Origin of the sequence: Chitinophaga barathri, assembly GCF_003807585.1 — a bacterium.
In the GTDB taxonomy this organism is placed as follows: domain Bacteria; phylum Bacteroidota; class Bacteroidia; order Chitinophagales; family Chitinophagaceae; genus Chitinophaga; species Chitinophaga barathri.
Genome location: NZ_RMBX01000011.1, coordinates 160,447 through 184,142, shown reverse-complemented (window position 1 = coordinate 184,142; position 23,696 = coordinate 160,447). Strand labels below are relative to the sequence as shown.

18 protein-coding genes and 1 tRNA gene are annotated in these 23,696 nt (G+C 44.7%); 6 read left to right on the top strand and 13 right to left on the bottom strand.

Going from position 1 to position 23,696, the window contains the following annotated elements:
- The first annotated feature begins 477 nt into the window (after positions 1–477).
- From EG028_RS19905 to EG028_RS19895, 3 genes are all read left to right on the top strand, one after another.
- Complete coding sequence (locus EG028_RS19905; RefSeq protein WP_120518082.1) at positions 478–1,404, top strand: ATP-binding protein; 927 nt, start codon at positions 478–480, stop codon at positions 1,402–1,404.
- 21 nt (positions 1,405–1,425) lie between these two features.
- On the top strand, positions 1,426–3,198 hold the full coding sequence (locus EG028_RS19900; protein ID WP_120518081.1) for a hypothetical protein: 1,773 nt from the start codon (positions 1,426–1,428) through the stop codon (positions 3,196–3,198).
- Positions 3,199–3,293: 95 nt separating this feature from the next.
- Positions 3,294–4,295, top strand: coding sequence for a hypothetical protein (locus EG028_RS19895; RefSeq protein ID WP_120518080.1), 1,002 nt, complete (start codon positions 3,294–3,296; stop codon positions 4,293–4,295).
- 80 nt (positions 4,296–4,375) lie between these two features.
- On the opposite strand, the gene EG028_RS19890 is transcribed toward EG028_RS19895, so the two are convergent.
- The 9 genes from EG028_RS19890 to EG028_RS19850 all read right to left on the bottom strand — a co-directional run bounded on the left by EG028_RS19890 (position 4,376) and on the right by EG028_RS19850 (position 15,778).
- Entirely contained in the window at positions 4,376–5,224 is an 849-nt protein-coding gene (locus EG028_RS19890; protein WP_120518079.1) for an HNH endonuclease, read from the bottom strand.
- A 2-nt stretch (positions 5,225–5,226) separates the two neighbouring features.
- Complete coding sequence (locus EG028_RS19885; RefSeq protein WP_120518078.1) at positions 5,227–7,122, bottom strand: AbiJ-related protein; 1,896 nt, start codon at positions 7,120–7,122, stop codon at positions 5,227–5,229.
- A gap of 103 nt (positions 7,123–7,225) precedes the next feature.
- A complete protein-coding gene (locus EG028_RS19880; protein WP_120518077.1) occupies positions 7,226–7,912 on the bottom strand; it encodes an ATPase in 687 nt (228 codons plus the stop codon).
- Positions 7,830–8,735 (bottom strand): hypothetical protein, encoded by a 906-nt coding sequence (locus EG028_RS19875; RefSeq protein WP_123864727.1) that lies wholly within the window; start codon positions 8,733–8,735, stop codon positions 7,830–7,832. The genes EG028_RS19880 and EG028_RS19875 overlap by 83 nt, the downstream gene beginning before the upstream one ends.
- On the bottom strand, positions 8,732–9,028 hold the full coding sequence (locus tag EG028_RS19870) for a helix-turn-helix domain-containing protein (RefSeq protein ID WP_120518075.1): 297 nt from the start codon (positions 9,026–9,028) through the stop codon (positions 8,732–8,734). Before EG028_RS19870 ends, EG028_RS19875 begins: the two co-directional genes overlap by 4 nt.
- A gap of 150 nt (positions 9,029–9,178) precedes the next feature.
- A complete protein-coding gene (locus tag EG028_RS19865) occupies positions 9,179–10,303 on the bottom strand; it encodes a hypothetical protein (protein ID WP_120518074.1) in 1,125 nt (374 codons plus the stop codon).
- A gap of 898 nt (positions 10,304–11,201) precedes the next feature.
- Positions 11,202–12,347, bottom strand: coding sequence for a P-loop NTPase fold protein (locus tag EG028_RS19860; RefSeq protein WP_120518072.1), 1,146 nt, complete (start codon positions 12,345–12,347; stop codon positions 11,202–11,204).
- Between the two features lie 45 nt (positions 12,348–12,392).
- Positions 12,393–14,417, bottom strand: a complete 2,025-nt coding sequence (locus tag EG028_RS19855) for a P-loop NTPase fold protein (RefSeq protein ID WP_120518071.1) — start codon at positions 14,415–14,417, stop codon at positions 12,393–12,395.
- A gap of 386 nt (positions 14,418–14,803) precedes the next feature.
- A complete protein-coding gene (locus EG028_RS19850) occupies positions 14,804–15,778 on the bottom strand; it encodes a site-specific integrase (RefSeq protein ID WP_120518070.1) in 975 nt (324 codons plus the stop codon).
- 300 nt (positions 15,779–16,078) lie between these two features.
- Here EG028_RS19850 and EG028_RS19845 point away from each other — a divergent pair.
- Both EG028_RS19845 and EG028_RS19840 read left to right on the top strand, forming a co-directional pair.
- Positions 16,079–16,151, top strand: a tRNA-Lys gene (locus tag EG028_RS19845).
- Positions 16,152–16,403: 252 nt separating this feature from the next.
- Positions 16,404–16,568, top strand: coding sequence for an Arm DNA-binding domain-containing protein (locus tag EG028_RS19840; protein WP_120518069.1), 165 nt, complete (start codon positions 16,404–16,406; stop codon positions 16,566–16,568).
- A gap of 33 nt (positions 16,569–16,601) precedes the next feature.
- Here the strand turns inward: EG028_RS19840 and EG028_RS19835 are convergent, their stop codons facing one another.
- From EG028_RS19835 to EG028_RS19825, 3 genes are read right to left on the bottom strand one after another with little or no spacing between them, the layout of a single operon-like run.
- Positions 16,602–18,998: a penicillin acylase family protein gene (locus EG028_RS19835; protein ID WP_120518068.1), complete on the bottom strand. Its 2,397-nt coding sequence runs from the start codon at positions 18,996–18,998 to the stop codon at positions 16,602–16,604.
- Between the two features lie 8 nt (positions 18,999–19,006).
- Positions 19,007–19,492 carry a hypothetical protein gene (locus tag EG028_RS19830; protein ID WP_120518067.1) on the bottom strand — a complete coding sequence of 162 codons (486 nt, stop codon included), beginning with the start codon at positions 19,490–19,492 and terminating at the stop codon, positions 19,007–19,009.
- Positions 19,493–19,539: 47 nt separating this feature from the next.
- Positions 19,540–20,643 (bottom strand): aminotransferase class I/II-fold pyridoxal phosphate-dependent enzyme, encoded by a 1,104-nt coding sequence (locus tag EG028_RS19825; RefSeq protein ID WP_120518066.1) that lies wholly within the window; start codon positions 20,641–20,643, stop codon positions 19,540–19,542.
- Positions 20,644–20,697: 54 nt separating this feature from the next.
- Here EG028_RS19825 and miaE point away from each other — a divergent pair, with 54 nt between their 5' ends.
- Positions 20,698–21,297 carry a tRNA-(ms[2]io[6]A)-hydroxylase gene (gene miaE / locus EG028_RS19820; protein WP_120518065.1) on the top strand — a complete coding sequence of 200 codons (600 nt, stop codon included), beginning with the start codon at positions 20,698–20,700 and terminating at the stop codon, positions 21,295–21,297.
- Positions 21,298–21,354: 57 nt separating this feature from the next.
- Here miaE and EG028_RS19815 read toward each other — a convergent pair whose 3' ends face one another.
- On the bottom strand, positions 21,355–23,574 hold the full coding sequence (locus EG028_RS19815) for a patatin-like phospholipase family protein (protein ID WP_120518064.1): 2,220 nt from the start codon (positions 23,572–23,574) through the stop codon (positions 21,355–21,357).
- Positions 23,575–23,696 lie beyond the last annotated feature (122 nt).

Genomic DNA, 23,696 nt, shown 5'->3' with positions numbered 1-23,696 from the left:
ATGATTGTAGCACCAAGATGATTGAGAAGAAACCTTCGCTTGCCAACAAAACGTGCCCGCCACCACCCGCCATGCCGGGCTGCCCCAGGGGGCGGGAGTGCGGCGCTTCGCCGCACGGAGCAACCTGTGGGCAGACCGGCAGGCAGGTGGCGGACGAATATGGGGCAGCGTAGGGACGCGCGCTTCAGCGCGTGGACCGGGAGCTGCCCGAACGCAGGCTTTAGGCCGGGCCGCATGAAATACCTTGCCCAGAAGCCACAGCCCGGCCTAAAGCCGGAGTGAGACCTTTTTACCTCGCCCATTGCCATGATATACTCAAGCATAGATGTAAAACATAGCATCTCTTTTGCTGCTTGACACCCAGTCATGCCCGTGAAATTCCAGTGAGCAATGTTTTGGAAACCATTTAATGTTCAATTACCGCGATATTCAAGTTTGGCCTCATAATTATGACTCAAAAACGCTATTTTCATTATCATGAAAGTCGATTGGAAAAATAGCAATCCTGATGTATTTCAGAATTTCTGTAATACACTATTATGGTTAGAACTTGGCGATTCTTTTCAAGGGTTTGAAGCTCCGGGGAAAGATGGAGGGATTGATGGAACTTATTGCGGGGAATATAAAAGGAGAAATGGATTATGGCGCTTTCAATATAAATTCCATGGTACCGCAAGAAAAACAGCTTTCAATTCCTTGAAACAAGAAATTAAACAAGAGATTAGGAAGATCAAGGATGAGAACTATCTTGTTATATTAACTAATATCCCTTTAAATCCATTAGAAACCAATGCTACTAAAGAATACGCTTCTCAACTTTTAAACGAGCATAGCAAGCACGACACAAACTTTCAGCTTTGGGATGGAAGTAGATTAAATCGAATATATGTTCAGTATCCAATATTAAAACTATGGATGGAAGAAGGATATACAACCTCTTCTCTGCTTCCTTACAAGAAGGCATTAAGTGAACGATTACAAGCACCATCATCAGATCTAAATACACTATCCAACTTTTTTGTTTCTCGGCAAAAGGAATTAGAACTTCTTAATGGTTTTCTAATTAATGAAACACAGCATTTTGCTATCGTTTCTGGCGAAACAGGAATAGGGAAAACCCGACTTGCTGTACATTTTTTCCAGAAATATATTGATAACAACAAAACTTGGAAAGCCCTAAAAGTAGAGAATCTAAATCTCAATTTTGACAGAATTAAATTTGCATTGGGTGCCGGCAATAGCTACATATTGTTAGTTGATGACGCTCAAAATTTCTCACCCGCAATGCTTGCAGATCTAAAGAAACTAGGAGGAAAGCATAATGGTGTAACAATAAAGGTGATATTTACTATTCGAAGTCTTCAATCCATGGAAGCATTTAAGCTGATTCGAGAATTTGACTAGGGGAAAGGATTAAGGATAAACTTGGACAAGTTAACTAAGGAGGAAACGAAGGAGATTTTTGAAAAAGAACTAGCAAACGACTACTTAAATAAGTATGTTGATCATCTTGTCCATATTTCCCGCGGGCGTCCTATACTTATCGTAGGAATTTTAAATGCTGTAGCAAAAAATGAAAATATTACTAGTGTAAAAACTCAAGAAGAATTTAATGGGTATGTAGTAAACCATTTTAATACGTTCATAGATCTAGTGGTAAAGGAAACAGGAGTAAATCGGATAAAATGTAAAAAATTACTTTCACTAATTTGTCTATTAGAACCATTTGACTATGACGATGTGAGTCTTATAAAAAGTATGGCAGAAACGGAACAAATAAATGAAGATATTATAGTTTACTTTCTACGAAAATTAGTAGCAGAAGGAATGAGTTCTGGAAATTATCAAAAAAGTATAAAGCCAGACTATTATAGCGATATCATTTTAATGGAGGATTCTGACAATTTATGGGTACAAACAAAAATTGAAAAGTATTCGAATCATACTGCCAATATTTTAATGAATTTAGCGAGTATAGATGAAGTCGAAAGTGATAAAGTTAAATCTCGAATATGCAAGATCGACAATCTTCTTCATGCATATATTGAAGAACTTCCAAAATTGAATTATGATAGATTCATTGATCGCATGAGATTCGCTTATTCCATAGCAATTCAGAAGCCAGTCATTGCTGAGGTTGCCATTCACCACTTTTTTGATATAGTTAAAGATAAAGAATGTACAGTTAATATCGATTTTAATAAATATGGCGGAGGAAGACATATATACAACGACTTAACGGCACCAATTATAAAGGGAATTCTACATGAACTCCTGTATCACTCCGATAGATATGGATTCGTGTTTGATGCAAGTATTTCTCTCTTTAATATTACCGGCGACAAGTTGATATTAAATTCAACATTCAGTTATTGCCACGGATTATATTTATATAGCTATTCTATTGAGCATCAAACTTATTTTGTAAAAAGAGCAAGCGAGCTACTTTATAAAAAAGATTCTACATCTGTTCTTTTTCAAATTTACGGATTGTCTGAAATGCTTAAACTTTCTTTTTCCTTGATAAAAGAAAATCTATATTCAAACTATTCCTTTGACTTTTACAGGTATAAAATCCCAATGGTTGATGACATAAAAGAGCATAGGATATCTGTTATAAAGCTTCTTATAAAGTACCATGCTTGTTCCTCTAACGAAAGAATAAAAAACGAGTCATTAAAGGTACTTTTGGATATTCCAAGAGAAATATCAGCAAATGTCAATTCTGATGAAAGATATAAGTATGAAGAAGAAATGGAATTAATACTTCTTTTTTTGGAGAAAAATGTTGCTTCTTTTAATATTGCCTCCAGAATAGAAGTGATAGATAACTTACATTGGTACAGAAGAAATAGAGTTCCAAAAAAATTTCATTTCCGCCTTGATGCTATAGAATCCCTCTTAAACCCTCAAAATTTAACAGATGAATTGTTAACACTTTTTATAAAACTGCAAAATAGTTTACGAGATGATAGGGAATCAGAACTTTTTAGAATAAATAGAATAATTGAGAACAATTCGGCGTATCATATTTCAGATGCAATTAGTAAGTTACATAATTCTGAATCTACTCTTCCTTATTACTATAATGAGTTTTTGAACGGAATTTTTCAATATCCTTTAAAAGCTAAAGAGATTTATCTACACTTAAAAGAAAATAACAAGCATATAGTTTATGCTTATGGATCAGGTTTTTAAGAGCGTTTAGGAAAAGTCAAGATCTAGCAGATTTTTTTTGGGTCGAGGCTGATAAATATCTAGGTGAAAAAAGCATACAGGCAAACAATATTCTTATGCATGTTTATAGTGCTTACTGGATTGGAGATTGCGTTTTGACAAATAAAGACGAAGAATTACTCCTGGAAATTTTGTACGATCCAATTGGGTGTAATAATGGTAATGTTATACAGGCTATTCCCTCCCTTTACAAGGTCAACAAATCTGCTGGAGAAAAATACATACGATACTATCTTGAAAACTGTAAAATAAATGAAGGTGGCCCTTTATTTGGGTTGTTATTTGATAGGTTTCAAGATGATTCAAATTTGCATCAACTACTCATGGAGAATAGTGTACGATTTGCAATTAACAATGAAATAGAAAGCTGTCTTTTGAAAGTTTTTAGAACCAGCCCTGAAGAAGATATTTTTGCATATTTTATTCGACGTTTTGAGTATAAAAATAACGTTGTTAATGAATCTGACTATCTTTATTACGAATGTGTTCCGATATCCGCACATATGCTCCTTGTAAATAAGTTTGATGTGCAAAAATCGAAGAGACTATTCGATATCGCACTACAATGGAATTTAAACCTTGAAGAGAATTGGAGGATAGAATCTATAGCACGATATTTAATTGCCTATTTAAAGCCTTCATTGGAAATAACTGAAGATATCAAATCTATTTATTTACAGATTTACAGTTCTTGCAAGGGAAACTTCTTGCATGTTAGAAGGCTTGTCGAATCGATATCTGAATTCCATAACAAAACAAAAGAACTTATTTGTTTAGTTTCCTCAATTCTTGAAGATGCTCGCAGTAGGTTTGCGAACGATGGTGGCAAGTTGAAAGAGCTTATACTTAGGGCCAGGGAGGCAATAACCACTTCCGGCGGTAAGCAGGGGACTCCAGGAAAGCCTTTCCCTTTTGATATTAGACTTAAAGCCCTTATAGAAGAAGTATTGCCAAACTATGAGGAGCATTCGCTGACGTACCGTATATTACAAGATTCGCTTCACTATGTAAACAGAGCCATCAGTCGAGAGACACTATTTGAGAAAGATGACTGGTAATGTATTTTTTGCGAAGGGGGAAACCATTTTTTTAACTTTCCAAGTTGATGTATGACGACTATTGAGAAATATATTGCCGATTACAACCGAAATCGGTGAACGTGTTGCCAAAACAGGGCGCTGTCAGCGAGCGATTCAACCATGGATGCCTTCCAATGATTGGCTCCGTATTCACGCCGACTAATAGTAGCTTGCTGTAACATTATGTCAATGATATCAGCTTTGGTAGTACCGCACTCAAGCGTCTTCTTAGCTAGCAAAAGAAGCTCTGTCACTTCACTAATAGCCTTATGTCGCAATCTTCCCAATAATTTCATTCGGTTGTAATGGCTCACGATTCTATTCCACAGGATGATATCAATCCCTTTGGGCTGCCGAAGTTCGAAGTCAAAATCCAGTTCCGCGATATTGCCAGTTATGTTAGTAAACAGGTACTGTTCTTTTGGCAGCTCATCAGTATAGAGGTTGATAAACAGCCGATTACCACCGTGCACCCAAAACCTTCCTTTATTGATGTTGCATTCTAAACAGCAAGGAATGAGATTCTGAGGATGAATGCTATATTCCGGATAGTCTCCCTTGTTGACAATGTGGTCAAGACTTTTGATACTGCCGATAGTGCAATACTGGCACGTGTGTCGAACGGTGCGATTTTGTGCGGCTTGCAGGGTGTTTAAAATCTGCTGCACTACAGGTTTGCCGAATTCGTAAAGCGATAGCAACTCCTCTCTAAGAGCATTACAGGCCGCATCTTGTGTGAGCAGCTCCAACTCATTACGGAGGTTATGATTATCAAAAACTTGATATCTGGAAGTTATTAGTGGTATAGCTGCAGTTAAAGAGGCCTGAGCGACTCTATCAGTTTTACCATCAACTGCAACTTGGAACAGTTTCAAACTGTCAAAAACGGGTACAACTAAGTTAACCATACCTATTTATAAAGGCTTTTGAGATACAAATGGGTGTTAAGGTTCATTGAGAGGCCATTGTTTTCAGCCTCAAAAAGTGCCACCACTTCCTCAAATGAGCGGCCCCGTTTCAGGTCATTCAATACTGTCAGGTGATTTTTCGGAATATCTTTCGTGCCAAAGATATCTTCCGTAATAACCGTTAAATTTTCCCCAAAAGATTCTCGTTCTAGAAGATGTAGATAGACTTGTTCGGGTTGCCGAGATAATACAAACACATTCCGCGATTGGATACACTGTACTACGAGTGGCGAATGAGTACCGATGATACAAAACGAGTTAAACTCCTTTACCAATTCCAGAATGCTATTCATCAATTCAGTAATGGCATTGGGATGAAGATGTGTTTCTGGCTCATCGTAGAGAATTAAGGAATTTTCCCGGATTTGCGCGATTAACTCTGTAAGAACATATAGTAGAATGTGTTGGCCCGAGCTGAGCTGATCCTTTAAAACGCGAACGGCCTCCGGATTATACTGATGTTCGGTTTGATCATCAAAAAATGACGGGGGAACAAATATCTCATCAACAAGTGTCGATTCTATAAAATTTGATAAAACTTTCTTCCATTTATCCAGCAACCCATTTTCTAGTATTTTGTGTGCTGAATCACGAAACCGTTCATCGAGTTCCTCAGGTTCGAACAAAGTTTTTTTATCTTTCTTTAGTCCGCAATATGCATAATAGAAACTTTCATGTTGTTTTGGTATTTCGAAGTTGTCAAAAAAACTGTAAGAAATACTGGTAATTTTACCAAACTGTGGTTTTTTAGGAATCAGAGTTGAGTCGTGGTTGGCCAGTTCCTGCGCGATAGTTGAAAGTATTTTCGTTTTACCAGTTCCATTCTTACCAATCAAAGCGTATACGCGGTGTTCAATAGGTTTACTATATTCAAAATTGAAGTCAAGAAATACTGATTCCGTAGAATCAGTTGGTTTGAACTGAAAACTAAATTTGAATGCCTCATCAACACTAATATTATAAAACTTATAGCGAATAGTTCGCCATAATTCTTCATTACTGTTTTCTCTTATTAAAGATTTTCTAAAAATTTCAGTTCTGTAGAACAGATCACTAATCGAAGGGAACATTCCTGCATCTCGCAGAGCATAGAAAAAAGCCGTCGATCTTGAAGTTAATAAGTCTTTTAGCCTGTTGTAATAATCTTCGGTCACTCCAAGCGAACAAAAGTCCAATGGTAATCGTTCAAATTGTTCTGGTAGATGTTCCCAAGTTTGCTCTTCCCATCGTTTCATGATCCTAACAGACCCTATAGTAGCCTGTGTTCGATGGGCGTCATAGTAAAGTAACACCATCAATGTGACGTAGCCATAATCGTTCCAGTTGTCTTTTCGTAATACAAAACATGGGTATTCTTTTTGCTCAAAGTCCTCTTTGTAAAATCGAAAATCACTATTGAGCGCCTCGGACAATTTCATATTCTGTATGGCCTGATCTACCAATTCAAAAACTGGCATTTCTTCGAATAGGGAAGTAATACGCAATGCTTTACCTGAATGCGCCAGTATTTTATTTAACTCCCTGCTATATCTGGCAATTTCCCTTCTGGTTTTACGAATCGTGGGATGAACAGTTACTTCAAGGAAACGCTTAAAAATATCCTCACTTTCTTGCAGGATTCTTAAGCGTTCATAAAGCAAATAGTTCATTGTCCAATCTGAGTTGTTTACGATGTGCTGCCGAATATCACCGTAAGCGTCCTCGAAACGGGAATCCAGCGATATCATTGTCCGTAGAGGAAATATTCTAGTAAGATAGTCCATAATTCCATCTGGTCCATGGAATTCGGGTTGTGCAAGTATGAATTCAACAATTTCGTATTTGACTTTTTGATCCATAGGGATTGTGGAATCTACATGATAATGAAATATAGTCAATATACGCGTTTTTCGAATATTTTGGAAGAAGATAAATCTTTAATTTGGATTCGTATTTGGCAATCTAAACTCTCTTGTCTTGTGATGTATTGTTGAATGTGATGACATTAAACATCCCTCTCATCCTGCTCCGTATTCTATTCCCATAAATCCCCTCCAGCTCCTCACTATTCAGGTTGGTCGTCACATGCGTCAGCATCTTATGCGAAACGAACAGATCATACCTTGAAAGTAGTATCTCCGCCATCACATTGTACGTGATCCCGAAGTAGCCGGCCGATGATTCCAGCCCCAAATCATCAAAGCAGAAGATCCGCGGCACACTAGTGTACGGGAAGAAGGACAGCCGCCCGAAGTGGTCAATTACCTCCGGCCCCTTCTTTGTAAAAGTGTGGCTGACCGTCCGGCAGGCCATCATCGTGTGCTTGAAAGAATCCGGGCAATAGGCCCGCATGATGTTCATTAGTGAAGTTTTACCGCAGCCGACCCGTCCGCGGAGCATTATACCTTTGTGCAGGTCGATGCCCTCCACCTGGGCGATGGCCTCGTCCTGCAGGAAATAGCAAAGGAGTTTGAGCACTACCGGCCTGTCTTCCTCATGGAGGGTGAAGCGCGGGCCGTAGATGGTTTTACCGCGCAGCTCTACGTCCTGCAGGAGGGTGTAGTAGTCATAAGGGGTCGTGGTAATCCTTGTCCTCTCGGGTGTGGAGCCGTCCTGCTGGTGATCCTGGTTGATATTTTCGGTTGTCATGGTGTTGATTTTGCGGGTTACGAATGTTGAGCATCCATTTGTGCGCGGCGGCGCGCCAGTCGGCTATCGGCGTTTTGCCGGCCTGAAGCCATCCATTGGCCTGGTAGTGGTGGTAGAATTTCGCAGCCTCCGGCTCTGGGTATTTTTCCAGGCTAAAAAACTCCCGGACTTCCTGAAGTTTTGGCGGGGTGAATGGAAATTCCGCGCGGTGTGTGTTTTCATCTTTCTCGGCATTGCCTGATTGATTTATATTTTTTTTAATGGGTGCGGGATCCCCCACTCCCTCATTGTTTACTTTTAAGTTTATATGTTTATATAGGTGTCGCAATTTTGAGACTACTAGTGTATCAGTTTTGAGACTACTTCCGCCGCTGGCAGTCTCATTTTTGAGACACGGCGTAGTATCATTTCCGGTACATGTAGTCTCATTTTTGAGACTGCCCGCAGGATCGTTTTCAGTACATGTTGTATCAATTTTGAGATTACTTTTTTCGGCTTCCGGTAAACCGGCGGCCAATTCCAGCGGCACGATGCTGACCTGGCTGAGCAGCCCTTTCCGCCCGGCGGGATGGTAACAGATGTACCCGAACGCATCCAGTTCCTTCAGGCAACGGGTGTAGGTGTTCACCGAGCCGATGCGGCATAGGCTTAGCACCTCTTCCCGGAGAATCGGAAAAGTGCTCTGGAACCGGTGCAGGTTCCAGAGCTGGAACAGCGCAAAGTACAGGCTGATGTGATTGGCATGCAGCCGCCCGTCTCGCCGGATAAGGGCGAAAAGAAACTGCTGGTGAAGGATGTAGTTGATGCCTACCGGTTCATTCATCGACCACGTTTTTGCATGGGCGTGCCTGGGTAAGCGGAATCCTTCATCAGCTCCAGTATAGCATCATAATCATAAAAGATGAGCCCTCCCATTTTGGAAAAGGCGATGGCGCCTTTGTTCCGCATGGTCTGAAGGGTGCCGGAGGAAATGCCGAGTATTTCCATGACCTGGTAGGACTTGATCCACTTTTTGGGTGGCGCCTGTTGTTGAGAGCTGAGGATGTCGCGGATCTCGGAGAACAGCTCTTCCTTAAAAAGCTGGAGATCCTCTTGTGTGATAATTTCTGCTGCCATTTGTAACGTTTTAGTGTGCAGCAAAAGAAGGAAGAAGAAGAATGCAAGAACAGTGGCAGGGGTTGCGCAACCCCTTGTAACTGATTGATTATAAATTCACATTAAAATAAAGATTCTTTATTCCTGACGCGAATAAGGATCGCAAGAGCATCAGATAATGCCTTTTGATTTGTTGATAACGGCAACGAATATATCCCGTACGGAGCTGGATACAGAAGCATTTTCCCCGTAATAATTGTTGCGCAGGCTCTCCGGAGATATGTTATCCGTCTTTCCTGTCCGGAACATGGCGGCAAAGGCTTCCAGTAGTTCCGTTTTATTGTCGTGAACGATGATACCGAGATCTGTAAAGAGTTTGAGCATATGTGCCAGCTGGGGAACAGACAGGGTTGTCATGATCTTCCGGACAGGCGCGGCATCCTTCATCACCGGCGGCGGCGCCACGTTAGCAGAAGAACCGGCCAGATAGCCGATTTCGTGATTGAGCCAGGCGCTCAGCTGCTCCTTCACGGTTGTGTAAAGAGGATTTAACGCGAAGCCGGGCGCAGCACTGATTTGGTTTACTTCCTTCAGGATAAATACAAGCACACCCGGATCTTCCGGCAAGTTTTGGGTAAAGTGCTTCACAAAGGCAGGGCAGTTAAAGTTTAGAGCGATTAAAGTATGTTGTATGGCCTCATCCGTCATAGGAGAGAGTTTCCCAAGAGCAGTAATGAGGGCCGAGAGGTAATATATGCGGCCATAAGACGTTTTACCAAATTCCTCGGTCTCTACAAAGTCAGCAAATACGGATTCGATGATCTCCACCAGAGCCGGGGAAATATTTGCATTCTCCGCAGATGTTTTGAAGAAGAAAAAACCTTCAATCAGCGCGTCCTTCAGTTGCATTTCGTGGGAAATGGGCAGGCATGTGTTTACATCCATATATCTCCCATAACGCTGTTCAAGAAATGACAGAATTTCCTGTAAGGCAGCGAAAACTTTCGCATAGGATTGCCGGTTCTTTGTAACACCATTTTCAATGTATTTATAAGCCCGGTTAAGCAGATCAATCACCCGCCCGAAATAAGTATCGATAGCCCATGCCAGCCTCTCTTCAGAGGGCATGTGAAACCGCAATTCACGCAGATATTGAAGCACAGCGGACTTCTCCCGCTCAATCTCCGAAACATTAAAATTGTCGTGTGGTTTTTTGAAGCCGCCGGGCGGTGCTGATTCCGTGCTCACATTCCGAAACATTAAATCTTCAAAAAACCTCAACTGGTTCTCGTGCATAGGAAGAATTTAAGCATGGTTGCTACAATGGAGAAACAGAGGTGTCTTTTAATGGAAAACGTGGAAGTGGAAATTTACAACTCAGTTTGATACTGACAGTATCAAAAGACCCGAGAAATTCTCCGGGTTTTCAGAGAATTTCTCAGGTTTTTGAAGATTAGCCGACGGCTTTGAGTTTTTTGAATGATTCCGGCAGCTCCAGACTGAATTTCTCATACAGCGGCCGAATGCATTGACTGACTTGAAAGCTATAATCTTGGCATATATCCGCATGGTGCGGAAGGATTTACACCCAAGCTGGGCACTCATCGCCTACAGCGGCATCGTTGGCCTGGGTAACCGTGGCATCGAGGGTATGACGGATGGCAGTGGGGGTGGTCACGTTCTATTAATGTCAAAGAAGTCAACTATTTTTTCTGGTAGCCGGAAACGGTGGTTGCTACTAATTTATTAACAGGTAGTTAGATATGGATAAATTGATACCTTCGTTATATTTTCCCTGTATTTTCCTCGCCAGAGTTAGCAAGAACACATCCCCCCAACATCGTGAACTTATTCAATATAAGGGCTGTTTAGATATAGACAGATTTGCACTGGAGGGCGAAAACCTGTTTTTGCTATTTCATTTATTCTTCCATTAGCTTGAATGGTATAGATTGTAACCACTCGATCTCAATTCCTTCATCACTCTCAATGACTTTGAAATGAATGCTTCTGTACTTTTGTAAGTCATTGGAATTGAACCAGAAAGTCTGATTAAATGGTTTACTTTCATGTGTTATATTTACAAATATTCCATTTGAAACATCTTTGTTTTCTAAATGAATCCTGTAAGCGCCGTGACTTTGACGAGTAGACGGACGTATCACTCTATTTATTGTAGTCAAGTTGATGCATTTTAGATGTTATCAAAAGTAAACCGCTTTATAAAGGAGATGTGCTTGAGAAATATTGACGATTGAGTTCCTCCTATTAACCCAAAGCTCCCCTTGACCGAAAGGGTTACATTTAACTTATGCTTCAACTCGTCTAAAAGACCTATTTTATGAATAGGTTGCAAATATGATGTAATAGGATTGTTGATATTTTCACCTTTCTCTATATACATTTCAAAAGAGGGTAAAAGCGCTCTATACTTACCTAATGGTAAAGCAAGCAATAATAATATGGCAGGCAATTCTCTATCAGAAAATGCGACATCATTGCTAAGCTCTCCATGTGCTTTAGCTATTCTGAATGTATTAACAAATCTTTTAATTGCCCTGGGATTATTACCAACAATTTCAGACATATCCTGCATCAAAGCTACCTCTTCATTTGTCAAAACAAATAACTCCGCCAGCTCTTCTATGGTAGCATAATCCTCTGAAATTGTTAACACATCGTTTATAATGATATTATTACCTTTGGAACTCAGCGTAGGTTTTTCATCTTCCTGAAGAGCAGATTGCGCATCGGTTAAATCAATTGCCACACCTTTCTCTACAGATCTCGATTTTAAATTGGCCAACTCTTTGATCATTTCTCTAACATTTACGTCTTTTGCTTCTTTCAAGCGAAACGGTATTTGGAATATCTTTTCGAGATAGTTTGAGGGATCTATAACATCAAACTCTCTTCCTAAATGATCTACTGAATAGTTCGCAAATTGTATAGCATGCTTCTTAATAAGTGCGTTTTTTACCCAACGTGGATCGACACCAACAATAACAACAAACAGCGGAAATGCCATCAACAAATTCACTGCTTCCAGTACCTGCACCACACTATCTTCAGGACATCTATCAAGATCGTCAATATATAAAATTATCCTTTCTAGTGGTTGACGGAATTTTTTCCTGAATTTTTGTCTCAAATCATCAGCAACTTTATCAATTTCCTCGTGGTGATCTACGAACAAGCCATTTAAGGTTTCAAAATCTTTCCGAATAATGGAAATAATACCGAGGTGTTTTTTGTAATCTTCACTTTTGGACCGTTTATCTATAAATGAATACAATGATTCCGTAGCAAGTGCATGATTAATTTTAAACTCAATGTCCATCTTGATCGTTTCGGCATTGTGAATCTGTTCATTAATGACCGCAACCTATGTCTTCTTTTTTTCAATATCAAATTTTAGCAATTTCTCGTCTTGCTCAAATTTGTAAACCGCTTCTTTTACTTTCCTTTCATAGTCTTCTTTAATAGTCCAAAAAGATGCAATTACCGGTTTAAGCTTATTATAAATATTTTCAGCTCTTTTCCATATTACACCTAACGCAACAAGAATCGATAAAGTAGCCTGTGGAATTAGAAAGTCTATTCTTTTTATCCAGTCGCTACTCAGTTCCAATAGGGGTGGTATAAAGCCAATAACAAGCAGAATTATAGCCAACCAAAGCAGATTCCAATAATTTCTGAAAAACTCTCTTAAAAAGGTGTATTTGGATTTTATCTGCTGGTACGCGGCTTCAGGGTTAGACCAATATTTCTCTGGAATAATTTCCTTTAAATCAGCTTCCGATTGAACATACGAAGGATTCTCATTAAGTGCTTTAACTATTTTATCGCGGGCATTAAATTCTTTATCAGCAGTTTGAAGAATTTCCCAAAGCGTAGTCGATTTGACTTTATTGATTTGGGATTCCAATGTCTTATTGATCTCCGTCCTTTTTACTTCGAGTTCAGATATCTTCTTCTTTACAGCATCTTTCTTGTTTTCTAAAATACCTATTTCTTCTTTAGTAATAAACAACTGGCTCGACAATTCTTGTTCAATTTCCTGTTTTGCTTTTCCTGGTAGGCTATTTTCAGAAATATATTCACTTAATCCTTCAAATATCTTAGATACAATGCTTGCCCATAGATTTGCATCCATATAGGACCAAGCATTAAAATGAATATGTGCGACGCCCTTACAATATAGGTTACTTGCTTGAAAGTTCGAGAACTCAGTTACCTGTTGCTTCAGCTTGCGCATAAAAAAGCTTTTCCCCGATCCCCATTTACCTAATAAGGCAATAGCTAAGGGAGGGTCGAAGCTTTTTGCCGCTATAACCCGCGCAAAAGCTGTAACATCTTTTGATATATCAAGATAGTCCGTTCCTTTTTCAGTGTCACTTATTAACCCTGCAATTCTGCTATTAGGTGCGGGCAAACTAATAGGCGCTTGGGTTGTAGCAGTGTTTGTATCAATGGTCAATGATAATAAGTCCCAAAATCGGCTGTCAATATTTGAAAAAATAGTTATAGTATCAGTCAGATTGATTTGAGTAATCGTGCTTCTGTAATGACCAAGGTCCTGAATATCCTGCGATAATCCTTTAATCCTCCAATTGACATTTAATTCTCGTCCGTTTAAAAGATTTTCAATTACAATGCCTACAGCTTTAATTTTTAAATAACTTATCCCATTACGTGCAAATGTTGATTTGATAATAAGTATATCTCCTTTCCTAACATCATTAATTATTGGTGAATAGGTTTCGTCATCATGGCCCTTTTCCCAGATGGATTTCTCAATAAAACGCTCAGTCTGATCATTATCGGCCCCCCAAAAAGAGCCTACTAAAAAAAAGTTACAATCAAATCCAGATAGAAATTTTTTTGCTTCAATATGTTGGTTAGATGTTACTACCCGTAGTTCACTAAATAGTTTTCTCCCGGTTGGGCTATCTGGTAATGAAAGAATAAAGGATACTTTCGCCGGATAATTCTCCAGAGCTTTGTTTATTGCTCGAGCGGTTATTGTAAAGCTTTCTACCAGTTCCAGTCCTCCTGTACCTGAACCCATCAATGGTATCCATACTTTTTTACCTCTATACCATCCCTGAAATTCAGTTAATGTATTATAAAGATTGGTTTCTAAGTTTATAGAAGTCTTTTCACTATTTACGGTTACTACAAAAAGAATTGGCTTTTTGCCATCAGTATTAATTGCAGCGAATCCGTTTCGTAGCCTCTCTTCGGTAGGCAGATCTTTTGCCGAATATCCATATTCTTCCAATACATATTGATTCAATTTGCCGAGTGTTCCCGAACTATCAATAGGAACAATAGCCAGATCTGCGTTCTGGGGGGATGCACCAATACTGATTTCATGATTGGGGACAATTGTGGTAGAAAAAATCATAGCTAATTAGTTGGGGATAGTCTGAAAAGGGGGATCGCGTCAATATTACCTAAGCCATCTTACTTTTAGTTATAGGGAAACATATTATTCTAATTTAGAATTGATAACCCTGCCATATGGAATTTAATCATATTGTCTTATATGTATATTCAAACTTACTTAATTTTTTCAAAAAATCATATATCCACTATCGCAAATCGAAATATCAATGGCTTCAAACATATTTGTTTAGCTATTCTCAATTTTTGAAGCGGCACAAATACTTTTACAAGAGTGAATCCATAAATCTATTAGAGCAGACGATGAAAATACGAAAAGTAAAAAGGCTCAAAGTAACTACTACGAGCGTATCTCAATTAAATAAGATACGCTCGTAGCCACGTCCCTCACACAGCCTTGAGTTTTTTAAATGATTCCGGTAGCTCCAAACTGAACTTCTCATACAACGGCCGCATATCCTGACTGACCTTAGAGGCTACAATCTTGGCATAAATCTGCGTGGTGCGGATGGACTTATGCCCGAGCATAGCACTCACCGTCTCCAGCGGCACACCATTGGCCAGGGTAACGGTGGTGGCGAAGGTATGGCGGGCCGTGTGGGTAGTGAGGTTCTTTTTAATGCCGCAGAGGTCGGCTATTTCCTTCAGGTATCCATTAAACCGCTGGTTGCTCTTGATCGGCAGCAGGCAGTTATGCGCCAGGCAATACGGATGATCCTTATATTTATTCAAAATCTCCTTTGCCAGTGGGAGTAAGGGCACATTCTCCCGGCACCAGGTCTTTGCCCTGTTCTTCACGATCCAATCTTCCCCGTCAAAGAATTTCATGATATTATCCGGCGAGAGCAGCAGCGCGTCTTTGTAGGCATATCCGGTAAGGGTCATGAACAGATAGGCATCTTTGGCTTCCTCCAGCCGCGGGATGGGAATCTTTTTGCTGAACAGCAGACTGACTTCGCCAATGTCCAATATATCCCGCTCCGGGTTCACATAAGAGCAGGCATAATCCTCCAGCGCATTACGCTGTACCCATTTCCGTTGCACGGCCAGCTTTAGCAGCTGCTTCGTGTTTTTCAGGTACTTCATAGCGGAATTATCCTGCAAGCCGAGGGTAAGGGTCAGGTAATCGAAAAAGTCCTCCGCAAAGGCGTATTCTATCCTTTCCAGAGGGATATCCGGCAACTTGTGGACGTGCTTCATGTATGCAACGAGTTTGTCCCGTGTAGACACCCATTTCTTCAGCGTGCCGCCGGAGCGTTTGCCCTTTTCTACTTTTTCCGTGAATTTCTCATTGTGAAAATCGATCACCTCCAGTAACATCCTCTTTTCAGTGCCTGTGCCGAGGTAGGCATTTTTGAGCATGGTAGCGTAGTGCCCTGGGATTTTAGAAGATTGTAATGCCGGATGAGTTCATTGCGTACGTGAAAGATGTGCTTGTTGATTTCAACGGCCTCCGGTGTTTTGCTGTTGATCATACCGGACTAAATATTATTCACTGCATGAATATGAGAAAGCGAGGGCATGCTGCCGGAAATTTTTTTCGCTCTTGTAAGGCGGGCTGGGAGAGGGTTTGAGTAGTGTTGTAAATTTTATTGACTGAAATATTTGGCAAAAATAATTTAATACATATCTTTGCACTCCCAATCGAAAACGAAACGGGATGATTCCGTAGCTCAGTTGGTAGAGCAATACACTTTTAATGTATGGGCCCTGGGTTCGAGTCCCAGCGGGATCACAGAAGCGAAAGCAAATAATATTAAAGCCGCATAAAACGTAGTGTTTATGCGGCTTTTGTGTTTTTGGTGGTGTGATTGTAATCGATGTTATACCAAGCTAAGAGGTAACAAAAAAGGTAACACTAAAAGTTTTTAAGTTCGTGTTACCTTTTTTCTCGGAAAGGCTTATCCATACTGGGTTTTAAGCACTGAATCTGATATGAAAATGTATCAAAGTAATCGATTCAGAAACCTTTCAAAACACATCGTTTATGAAGTTAAGTCAAGACCTGTCCATTTCATTCTGGAAACGCAATGGCAGAACTAACCCTGATGGCAAAGCGACTATCATGGTCCGCATCGTAATCAACCAGGAGCGCGACGGCTTCTCCCTCGGCTATCAGGTGGAGCCCCACAAGTTCGATACGAAGTGTTGACAGAAAACTCACTATCCGGCAACCCTCAAAACATCATTTCCCGAACACCATCTTCCCCACAATCCCCTCCCCTGGTTTCTTCTCATCCAGCACCTTCAGCGCATAATATTTCCCTGCCAGCCAGTCATCCACCATATTGTCGTAGTATTTGCTGCCGGGGTTCCCGCTTTGGCCGCCGGGGAAGATCCCCCAGGCCCTGGTTTCGGGGCCCAGCTCCACCACCATCCGCCAGCTGGGGCCGGTGGTCTTTTTGGTGGCATTGATGATGTGGCGGCCGCCGCCTGTATTCAGGTGCATACGGCTGAAAGCGGGGATGCTGCGGCTCAGGTGCCGGATGTCCGTGCCCCGGAATTTCCCCAGCGCCAGCTCGCTTTTGCCATCCAGCACGGCCGCCGTGTCCGCCGCCTTGCGGAAACTGGCCGTTACCTGCTCCCCGAGCGTCTCGCGGAGGGGCGTATGGATATTGTCGATGAAATGCATGGCGCTGTCCCGCATCAGCCAGTACAGCAGCGTCTTTTCCTCGGGCTGCACGTAGGCGATGCTGTCGTTCAGCGGCAGTTCGTCACTCCAGATGGCGTCTTCCAGGTTGCTCCACCAGAGGTTAAAGAGCGTGGCGGCTTTGCTGTCAGGGCCGGCTACGCCGTCCCAGGCGAACATCATACGCCAGTAATCCTGTTGTTTGCTGCTAAGGGTGTTTGCCGCCACATAATTAGCCAGAAAGGGCACTGCGGCCTCCGCCAGGCGGTTTTTATTATCATTCTGGAGCTTCATCATGTCCTCGGGCGTAATCGCGCTCATCTGGCTCAATTGCTCCTGAATACGCAGCCCCCGGTAGAGGTCGTAATATCCGAAAAGGTTATAAGGGTAAGTGCTGTCCGTGGCCTGTTGGTTGGCGGAGCTCACAAAACCCTCCGCGGGATTGTGGATGTGCGGGTTTTCCGCCTGGGGAATGAAACCCTGCCAGGCGTAGGTGCTATCGCTGCCGGGAGTTACGAACTTCCCCTGGTCCTTCCAGCGCAGCGGGTGCTTGCCGTTGTGCCACATAGCGATGCCGTCTTTTTTGCCGGCGTATACAAAGTTCTGGCCGGGACAGCTCCAGGATTTCATGGCCTCCAGGTAGTCCTCGTAGCCCTTCGCATGATTCAGGTAGTGAACGCTGCGCAGCTCGTTGCTCTGGTCGTGGGCCGTCCAGCGCATGGCGAGGTAACCTTTGTAACGCGGGTCGGTAAAGGTTTCGTCGTACAATACCGGGCCCCATACGGTGTAGGCTACCGTATCGTAGAAGGTGGGCTGACCTTTTATTTTGATCTCTTCCACGCGCAGATCCGCCGGGCGGTACTGTCCGTTGAAGAGATATTCTTTTTTGCCGTTGCGGAACTCCATTTTGTAATAGTCCAGCACGTCCACGTAACCGTTCGTGAAACCCCAGCCCATATTGTCGTTGAACCCGATAATGATACCGGGCGCGCCGGGCAGGCTTACGCCGTACACGTTCATGGTGGGCGTTTTGATCTGCATCTCGTAAAAGAGGCTCGGCAGGCTCAGCTCCAGGTGGGGGTCGTTGCAGAGGATGGGATTACCGCTTTTGGTTTTACTCCCGGCCACGGCCCAGTTGTTACTGCCTTTGTCCCGGTCCTGCTGCTCCGTGTTGTATTTAAATTCGGCTTTCACAATGCTGTCAGGCGGGGGCACAGCACGGCGCGTGGGCGCGGCGTACGGGGTGCCTTTCGGGATGATCGGGGCGATCACATCCGTGAAATCCGGGTATAACTGGTCAAAGTCTGCTTTGGAAAAATGATTGCGGGCGTTGGTGTATGGAATATCATCCGCGGTGGCGGCAAGGTCCGCGCTCATGTATTTTACGAGCAGGCCGGTCTTGATATTGGTCCACGGTTCGGGACTGTATCCCAGGAGTTTGTATTCCAGCGGGTAATCGCGGCTGCGCAGCTCGCTGATGTAGGCATTGATACCCGCGGTGTAGTTGTCCAGCTCCATTTTGGTGACGGGATCGGCTTCAATGCCTTTTACCACCTGTTCCGCGCCATACACCATGCCTTCGCGGCGTTTGCGGCGGTCGTAATCCAGCAGTTTGGGGCCGAGTATCTCGCTCAGCCTGCCGCCGGCGGCATGGGTTTGCAGTTCCATCTGCCAGAGGCGGTTTTTGGCGTGCAGGTATCCCTGGATAAAATAAGCGTCCGGCTCCTGCTCAGCAAAGACGTGGGCTACCATACGGTCATCAAACCATACTTCCGCCCTGCCTTTCAGCTGCGGGAAGGTAAGTTGCTCATTGATCGGGGAATTAACGGGCTCTGCATGTACCCAAAAACCGTGCTGAGGGCTGAAGAGCATTCCAAAAGGAGGCGTGGCGCCCCAACGGTGGTTCAACGCCCATACAAGCGCCACCGTGAAGATCAGCGGGATAATTCTCATAAATAGGTTTACATGGTTGCCGGTTCGGCTAAGTAAATGTCGATGACCTTATTGCCGATGTCATCGTACTTCTCGAAGATCTTTTTCAGCAGTGCGTACAATTCTTTGTAGTTGGTGAATACAGGTTTGCGGATGGGCGATCCGGCGTCGCCGAGCATACCGGGCAGCAGGCTGAAAGTGCCGCCCACGCGGGTGTCGTTGTCAAGATCAAAGGCCACTACCACTTCCACGTTCCCGTCTTTAAGCGAGATGCTCACGCCCGCGCCTAAACCTTTTACAATGCGTGTGTCGTCCACGCCTTCTACCTGGTAGAAAGAAGTCTTTGGATCGAAATGTGTTTTTTTGAAACCGAACTCCATGATCATATCCTGTGCCTCCGTAATGCTGTGGTCCGCAAAGGGCGGTTCCGTGCGAAACTCGTCAGATAGGGACCGGTACCAGGATACAAATCCGACTTCTTCTAATACTTTTCTCCAGACTGGGTTCATCTCCATAAAAAAACTTTAGAAGGTAAGGAAATCCAATGTTAATATACGCCTTTTCAGGAATATGACAATACAATTGCGGCGAGTTGTTCCACTTCCTCCACCGTGTTAAAACTATGTAACACAACTCTTAAACGTTCCTGCCCTTTCGGCACCGTAGGATGCAATATAGCCCTCACATCCAGCCCTTCTTCCTGCAATTGTGCGGCCAGTTGCCGCGCCCTTTCATTACCCGGGGCCATCACCACCTGGATGGGTGTAATGCTGTTGCCCCCCATCCGCTCGCGGAACAGCTTTATAAGGCTACGCAGATGCTGCCTTTCGGCATACATGTCCGGGAAAATGGCGTACGCGCTCAGCATCACCGCCACCGCCTGCGGCGGTAACGCAGTAGTGTATATGAAAGGCCTGCTGAAATTGATCAGGTACTCCCGCAGGAACAGGCTGCCCAGCACGATCGCGCCATGGCAGCCCACCGCTTTGCCAAAGGTATGCACCCGGGCAAAACACCGCTCTTCCAGCCCCAGCTCCTGCACCAGGCCTTCTCCCCTGTCTCCCGCCACGCCGGTGGCATGGGCTTCGTCCACCACCAGGTAGGCGTGATGCCGGTCGCAGAGGTCGCATATAGCCTCCAGGGGGGCCATATCGCCGTCCATCGAGTACAGGGATTCTACGGCTACAAACACGCGGCCGTCCGCATTGAGCAGTTTTTTCTGAAGGTCTTCAAGATCGTTGTGTATGAAAGAAAACGCCTGCGCCGCGGAAAGACGGATGCCGTCGCGGATGCTGGCGTGGATAAGCTGGTCGTAAATGATCACATCGCCCTTCTGGGGCACGCAGGAAAACAGGCCCAGGTTCGCATCATAACCGGAGTTGTAAATAAGGCCGGCGGGCGCATTGTGAAACTCGGCGATCACCTGCTCCGCTTCTTCCACCAGTTCGTAATTACCGGCCAGCAGTCGTGAGCCGCCGCTGCCATGTACCTGGTCCAGCTGTTTGGTGATCGCATGCGCGTTCTCCTGGATCTTTTCGCTGCGGGCAAGGCCCAGGTAATCGTTTGAGCAGAAGTCCGTACGCTGGCCGCTCAGCCGCAGCTGGCGAAGGGCGTGCTGCTCGCGGCGTTTGCCGAGGGCTGCCTGTAAAAAGTCTTCCTTTTGCATAGTTCAAAACTAAGTATCTTCTCTGTAACTTCGCTGATCAATATCAACACCTGTATGAGCAGTAAAGTTTCAATACTCGGCTTAAAGTTACCCACAGACCCGCGATGGGTGAACCTGGCGGCGATCTCGCTGGATGAAGTGCTCACGGACCATGCTTTCTGTGAACAAAAGGCCGCCACTTCCTGCATCTCGCTCATACAGCGTTACCCGGACAAACAGCGTCTCGTGGATGAGCTCGCCCCCATCGTCACCGAAGAATGGGGCCACTTCCGCCAGGTGCTCGCCGAAATGAAAAAACGCGGCTTTGTACTGGGCAAACAGCGGAAAGATGAATACGTGAACAACCTCATGAACTTCCAGCAGAAAGGCGGCGCGCCCGCCACCGTGCTGCTGGACAGGCTCCTGATCTTCGCGCTCATAGAGGCCCGCAGCTGCGAGCGGTTCCGCCTGCTCAGCGAAGGGCTGGAAGATGATTATCTCCGCGAGTTCTACCGCCGTTTTATGATCTCCGAAGCAGGGCACTACCGCCTCTTCATCGATCTCGCCAATGAATATCTCCCTGAAGAAATGGTAAAAACCCGCTGGGCCGAATGGCTCAAATATGAAGCGGACATGATCCAGACGCTGCCCGTGCGTGGTGACAGGATGCATTAAAGCCGGGTGATCAGGGGCGGCGGCAACTCATTCCCGCCTCCCGCCACAGGCGTCATATCAGAAATGAAACCCGAGATTCACATAAGCTTTCAGGTACTTCGCCTGGTCGCTGTACATCAGCGTGGCCTCCATCGGCCCCAGCCTTGACGCAAAACCCGCCGTGATGCCATACCCCGTCACATACCGGTATTTGGGATTGGCCTTGCCGTTCAGGTCGTACACCGCCGCGTTCACGCGGGGGATGATAAACAGGTTGCGGATGGCTTCGTATTGCCAGCCCAGCTGCAGCGCGGCCACGCTGGAAGTATTGATCTCCCCGTCGTACAGGCCCACGAACGGTATCTGGTTACGGCTGTAATCCGTGACCCCGCCGATCATAAAGTCGTTCAGCAGTTCCAGGTCGTAGTTGAAGTTAAAACCCGCATACCCGTTCACGTTCAGGGTGCTTTTCCTGCTCAGCCGGAAATAATAGTTCATTTTCAGCGTCAGGCGCTGGTAGTCGTTGAAGTTAAACCCTACACTGTCCAGCGGCAGTTCCTCCCCCAGCATTTTCAACCGGATGTCCGGGTTCTGCCCGTATACCACCCCGCCTTCCAGCTGTATCTGCGCGCCGCGCGTAGGGTACAACTTCCGGTCGATGGTGTTGAGGCCGTAATAGAAAAAGGACTGGTATTGTTTGTTGTTGCCGTCCAGCTCCACATAAGGCGAGAGTTTGGGTTTGATGCGGAAATATTCCCACCGTGTGCCCACCCCCAGGGCCATCACGCGGTTCAGCATAAACTGCATATGCGCGTCCACGTTAGCATACTTGCTCCGGTATTCCTGGATCTTGATGAAGTTTTCGTAATAGTTCAGCGGGTCATTCTCGTAATATGCGCCCAGCCCGAAGCCCAGGTTACGTTTACGGCCGAGGTATTTGAAGAACTCGGCGCGCAGGCGCGGGTTCTCACTGATGGCCACCGTTACGAAGGCACGGCTGTTCGGCACCACGAAGTTCCGCTGCGTGATGTTCACGATCGCGCTGATGTTCGTGAAAGTATTGTAATGCAGCCCCATTTTTACATACGTGAGCGGCGTCTCTTCCACATCTATTTCCAGTTCGCTCCTGCCGTAACCCAGCGGGTTCATATGATAGGTGATCTGTTTGTAGAACCGCGTGCCGTATATATTCAGAATGGCCTCCCTGATCCTGTCCGGGGAATAACAGCCGCCCGGCTCCAGGCCCAGCCTGCCGCGGAAGAACTTTTCATCGGAGTGTACCAGGCCCTTGATGGTGATGGAAGTGACTTCTACATCCGGCACGGGGTGCAGGCGGTCCGCCACCAGGGGCGCTTCGGGATACAGGGCGTTCAGCGAGTCCGCCATGCGCTTAAAGACGGGGTACATCTCCCGGCCTCTTCTTTTGCCTTCTTCCAGGATGGAATCCACGCTGCCAAAGCTGGCGGCGCCGTATCCTTTCAGTTCGTGGTGGATATATACGTCCGTGATCTTCCGCGCTTCCACAAAATCCTGCGCGTCTTTATAAAACCCGAGCTGGTACAGGATATCGATAGGGGTTTGCAGCTCATCGGCGGGGCGCAGGCCGTTGCTCACGTTGCTGCCGATGATGATCTTTGCGCCCATCTCCTTTGCGGTGATGGTGGGAAAGTTGCGCACCACCCCTCCGTCCACCAGCTTGCGGTTGCCGATCCTCACGGCGGTGAACACGGAAGGGATGGCCATACTGGCGCGCATACACGAAACGATCTCGCCGTGGTCCAGCGTTACGATCTCGCCCGTGGCCACATCCGTGGCGATACATTTAAAAGGGATGTTAAACTTTGAGAAGTCTTTTACGTCCCGCACCGGCCAGCACATCTTGGCCAGCTCCAGCCACAGCTGTTCGCCGGAGATCACGCCGGAGGTAAGTTTGGGTTTGCCGTATTCGAAAGGGACTTCTATCATGTAGCGGTTGTACTCCGCTTTTTCTTCATAACTGATATCCGTGAGCACGGGCTGGTTGGAGAAAAGCACGTTCCAGTCCAGCTTGCGGGCCATGGTTTCGATGGAGTCTCCGGAATAACCGATGGCGTAAAGGGCGCCCACGATGCTGCCCATACTGGTGCCGGTCACGTAATTGATCTTCAGCCCGGCGCTGTCTATGGCCTGCAATATGCCGATATGCGCCAGGCCTTTGGCGCCTCCCCCGCTCAGGGTAAGCCCCACGCCCGGGCGCTGGGCAAACGAAACATAGGGATACAGCCCTGCTAATATTAAAATGAAAAAGATCCGCCGCATTAGTTAGCCGTCCTCTGGTATTTGAATAAAGATAACGGATTCTGTAATTCAAAGGCCGCGGGGAAAGGAAACTTGTTTTATTTATTAAAGTTATTCTCTATCTTTTCCGGATAACAATTTCA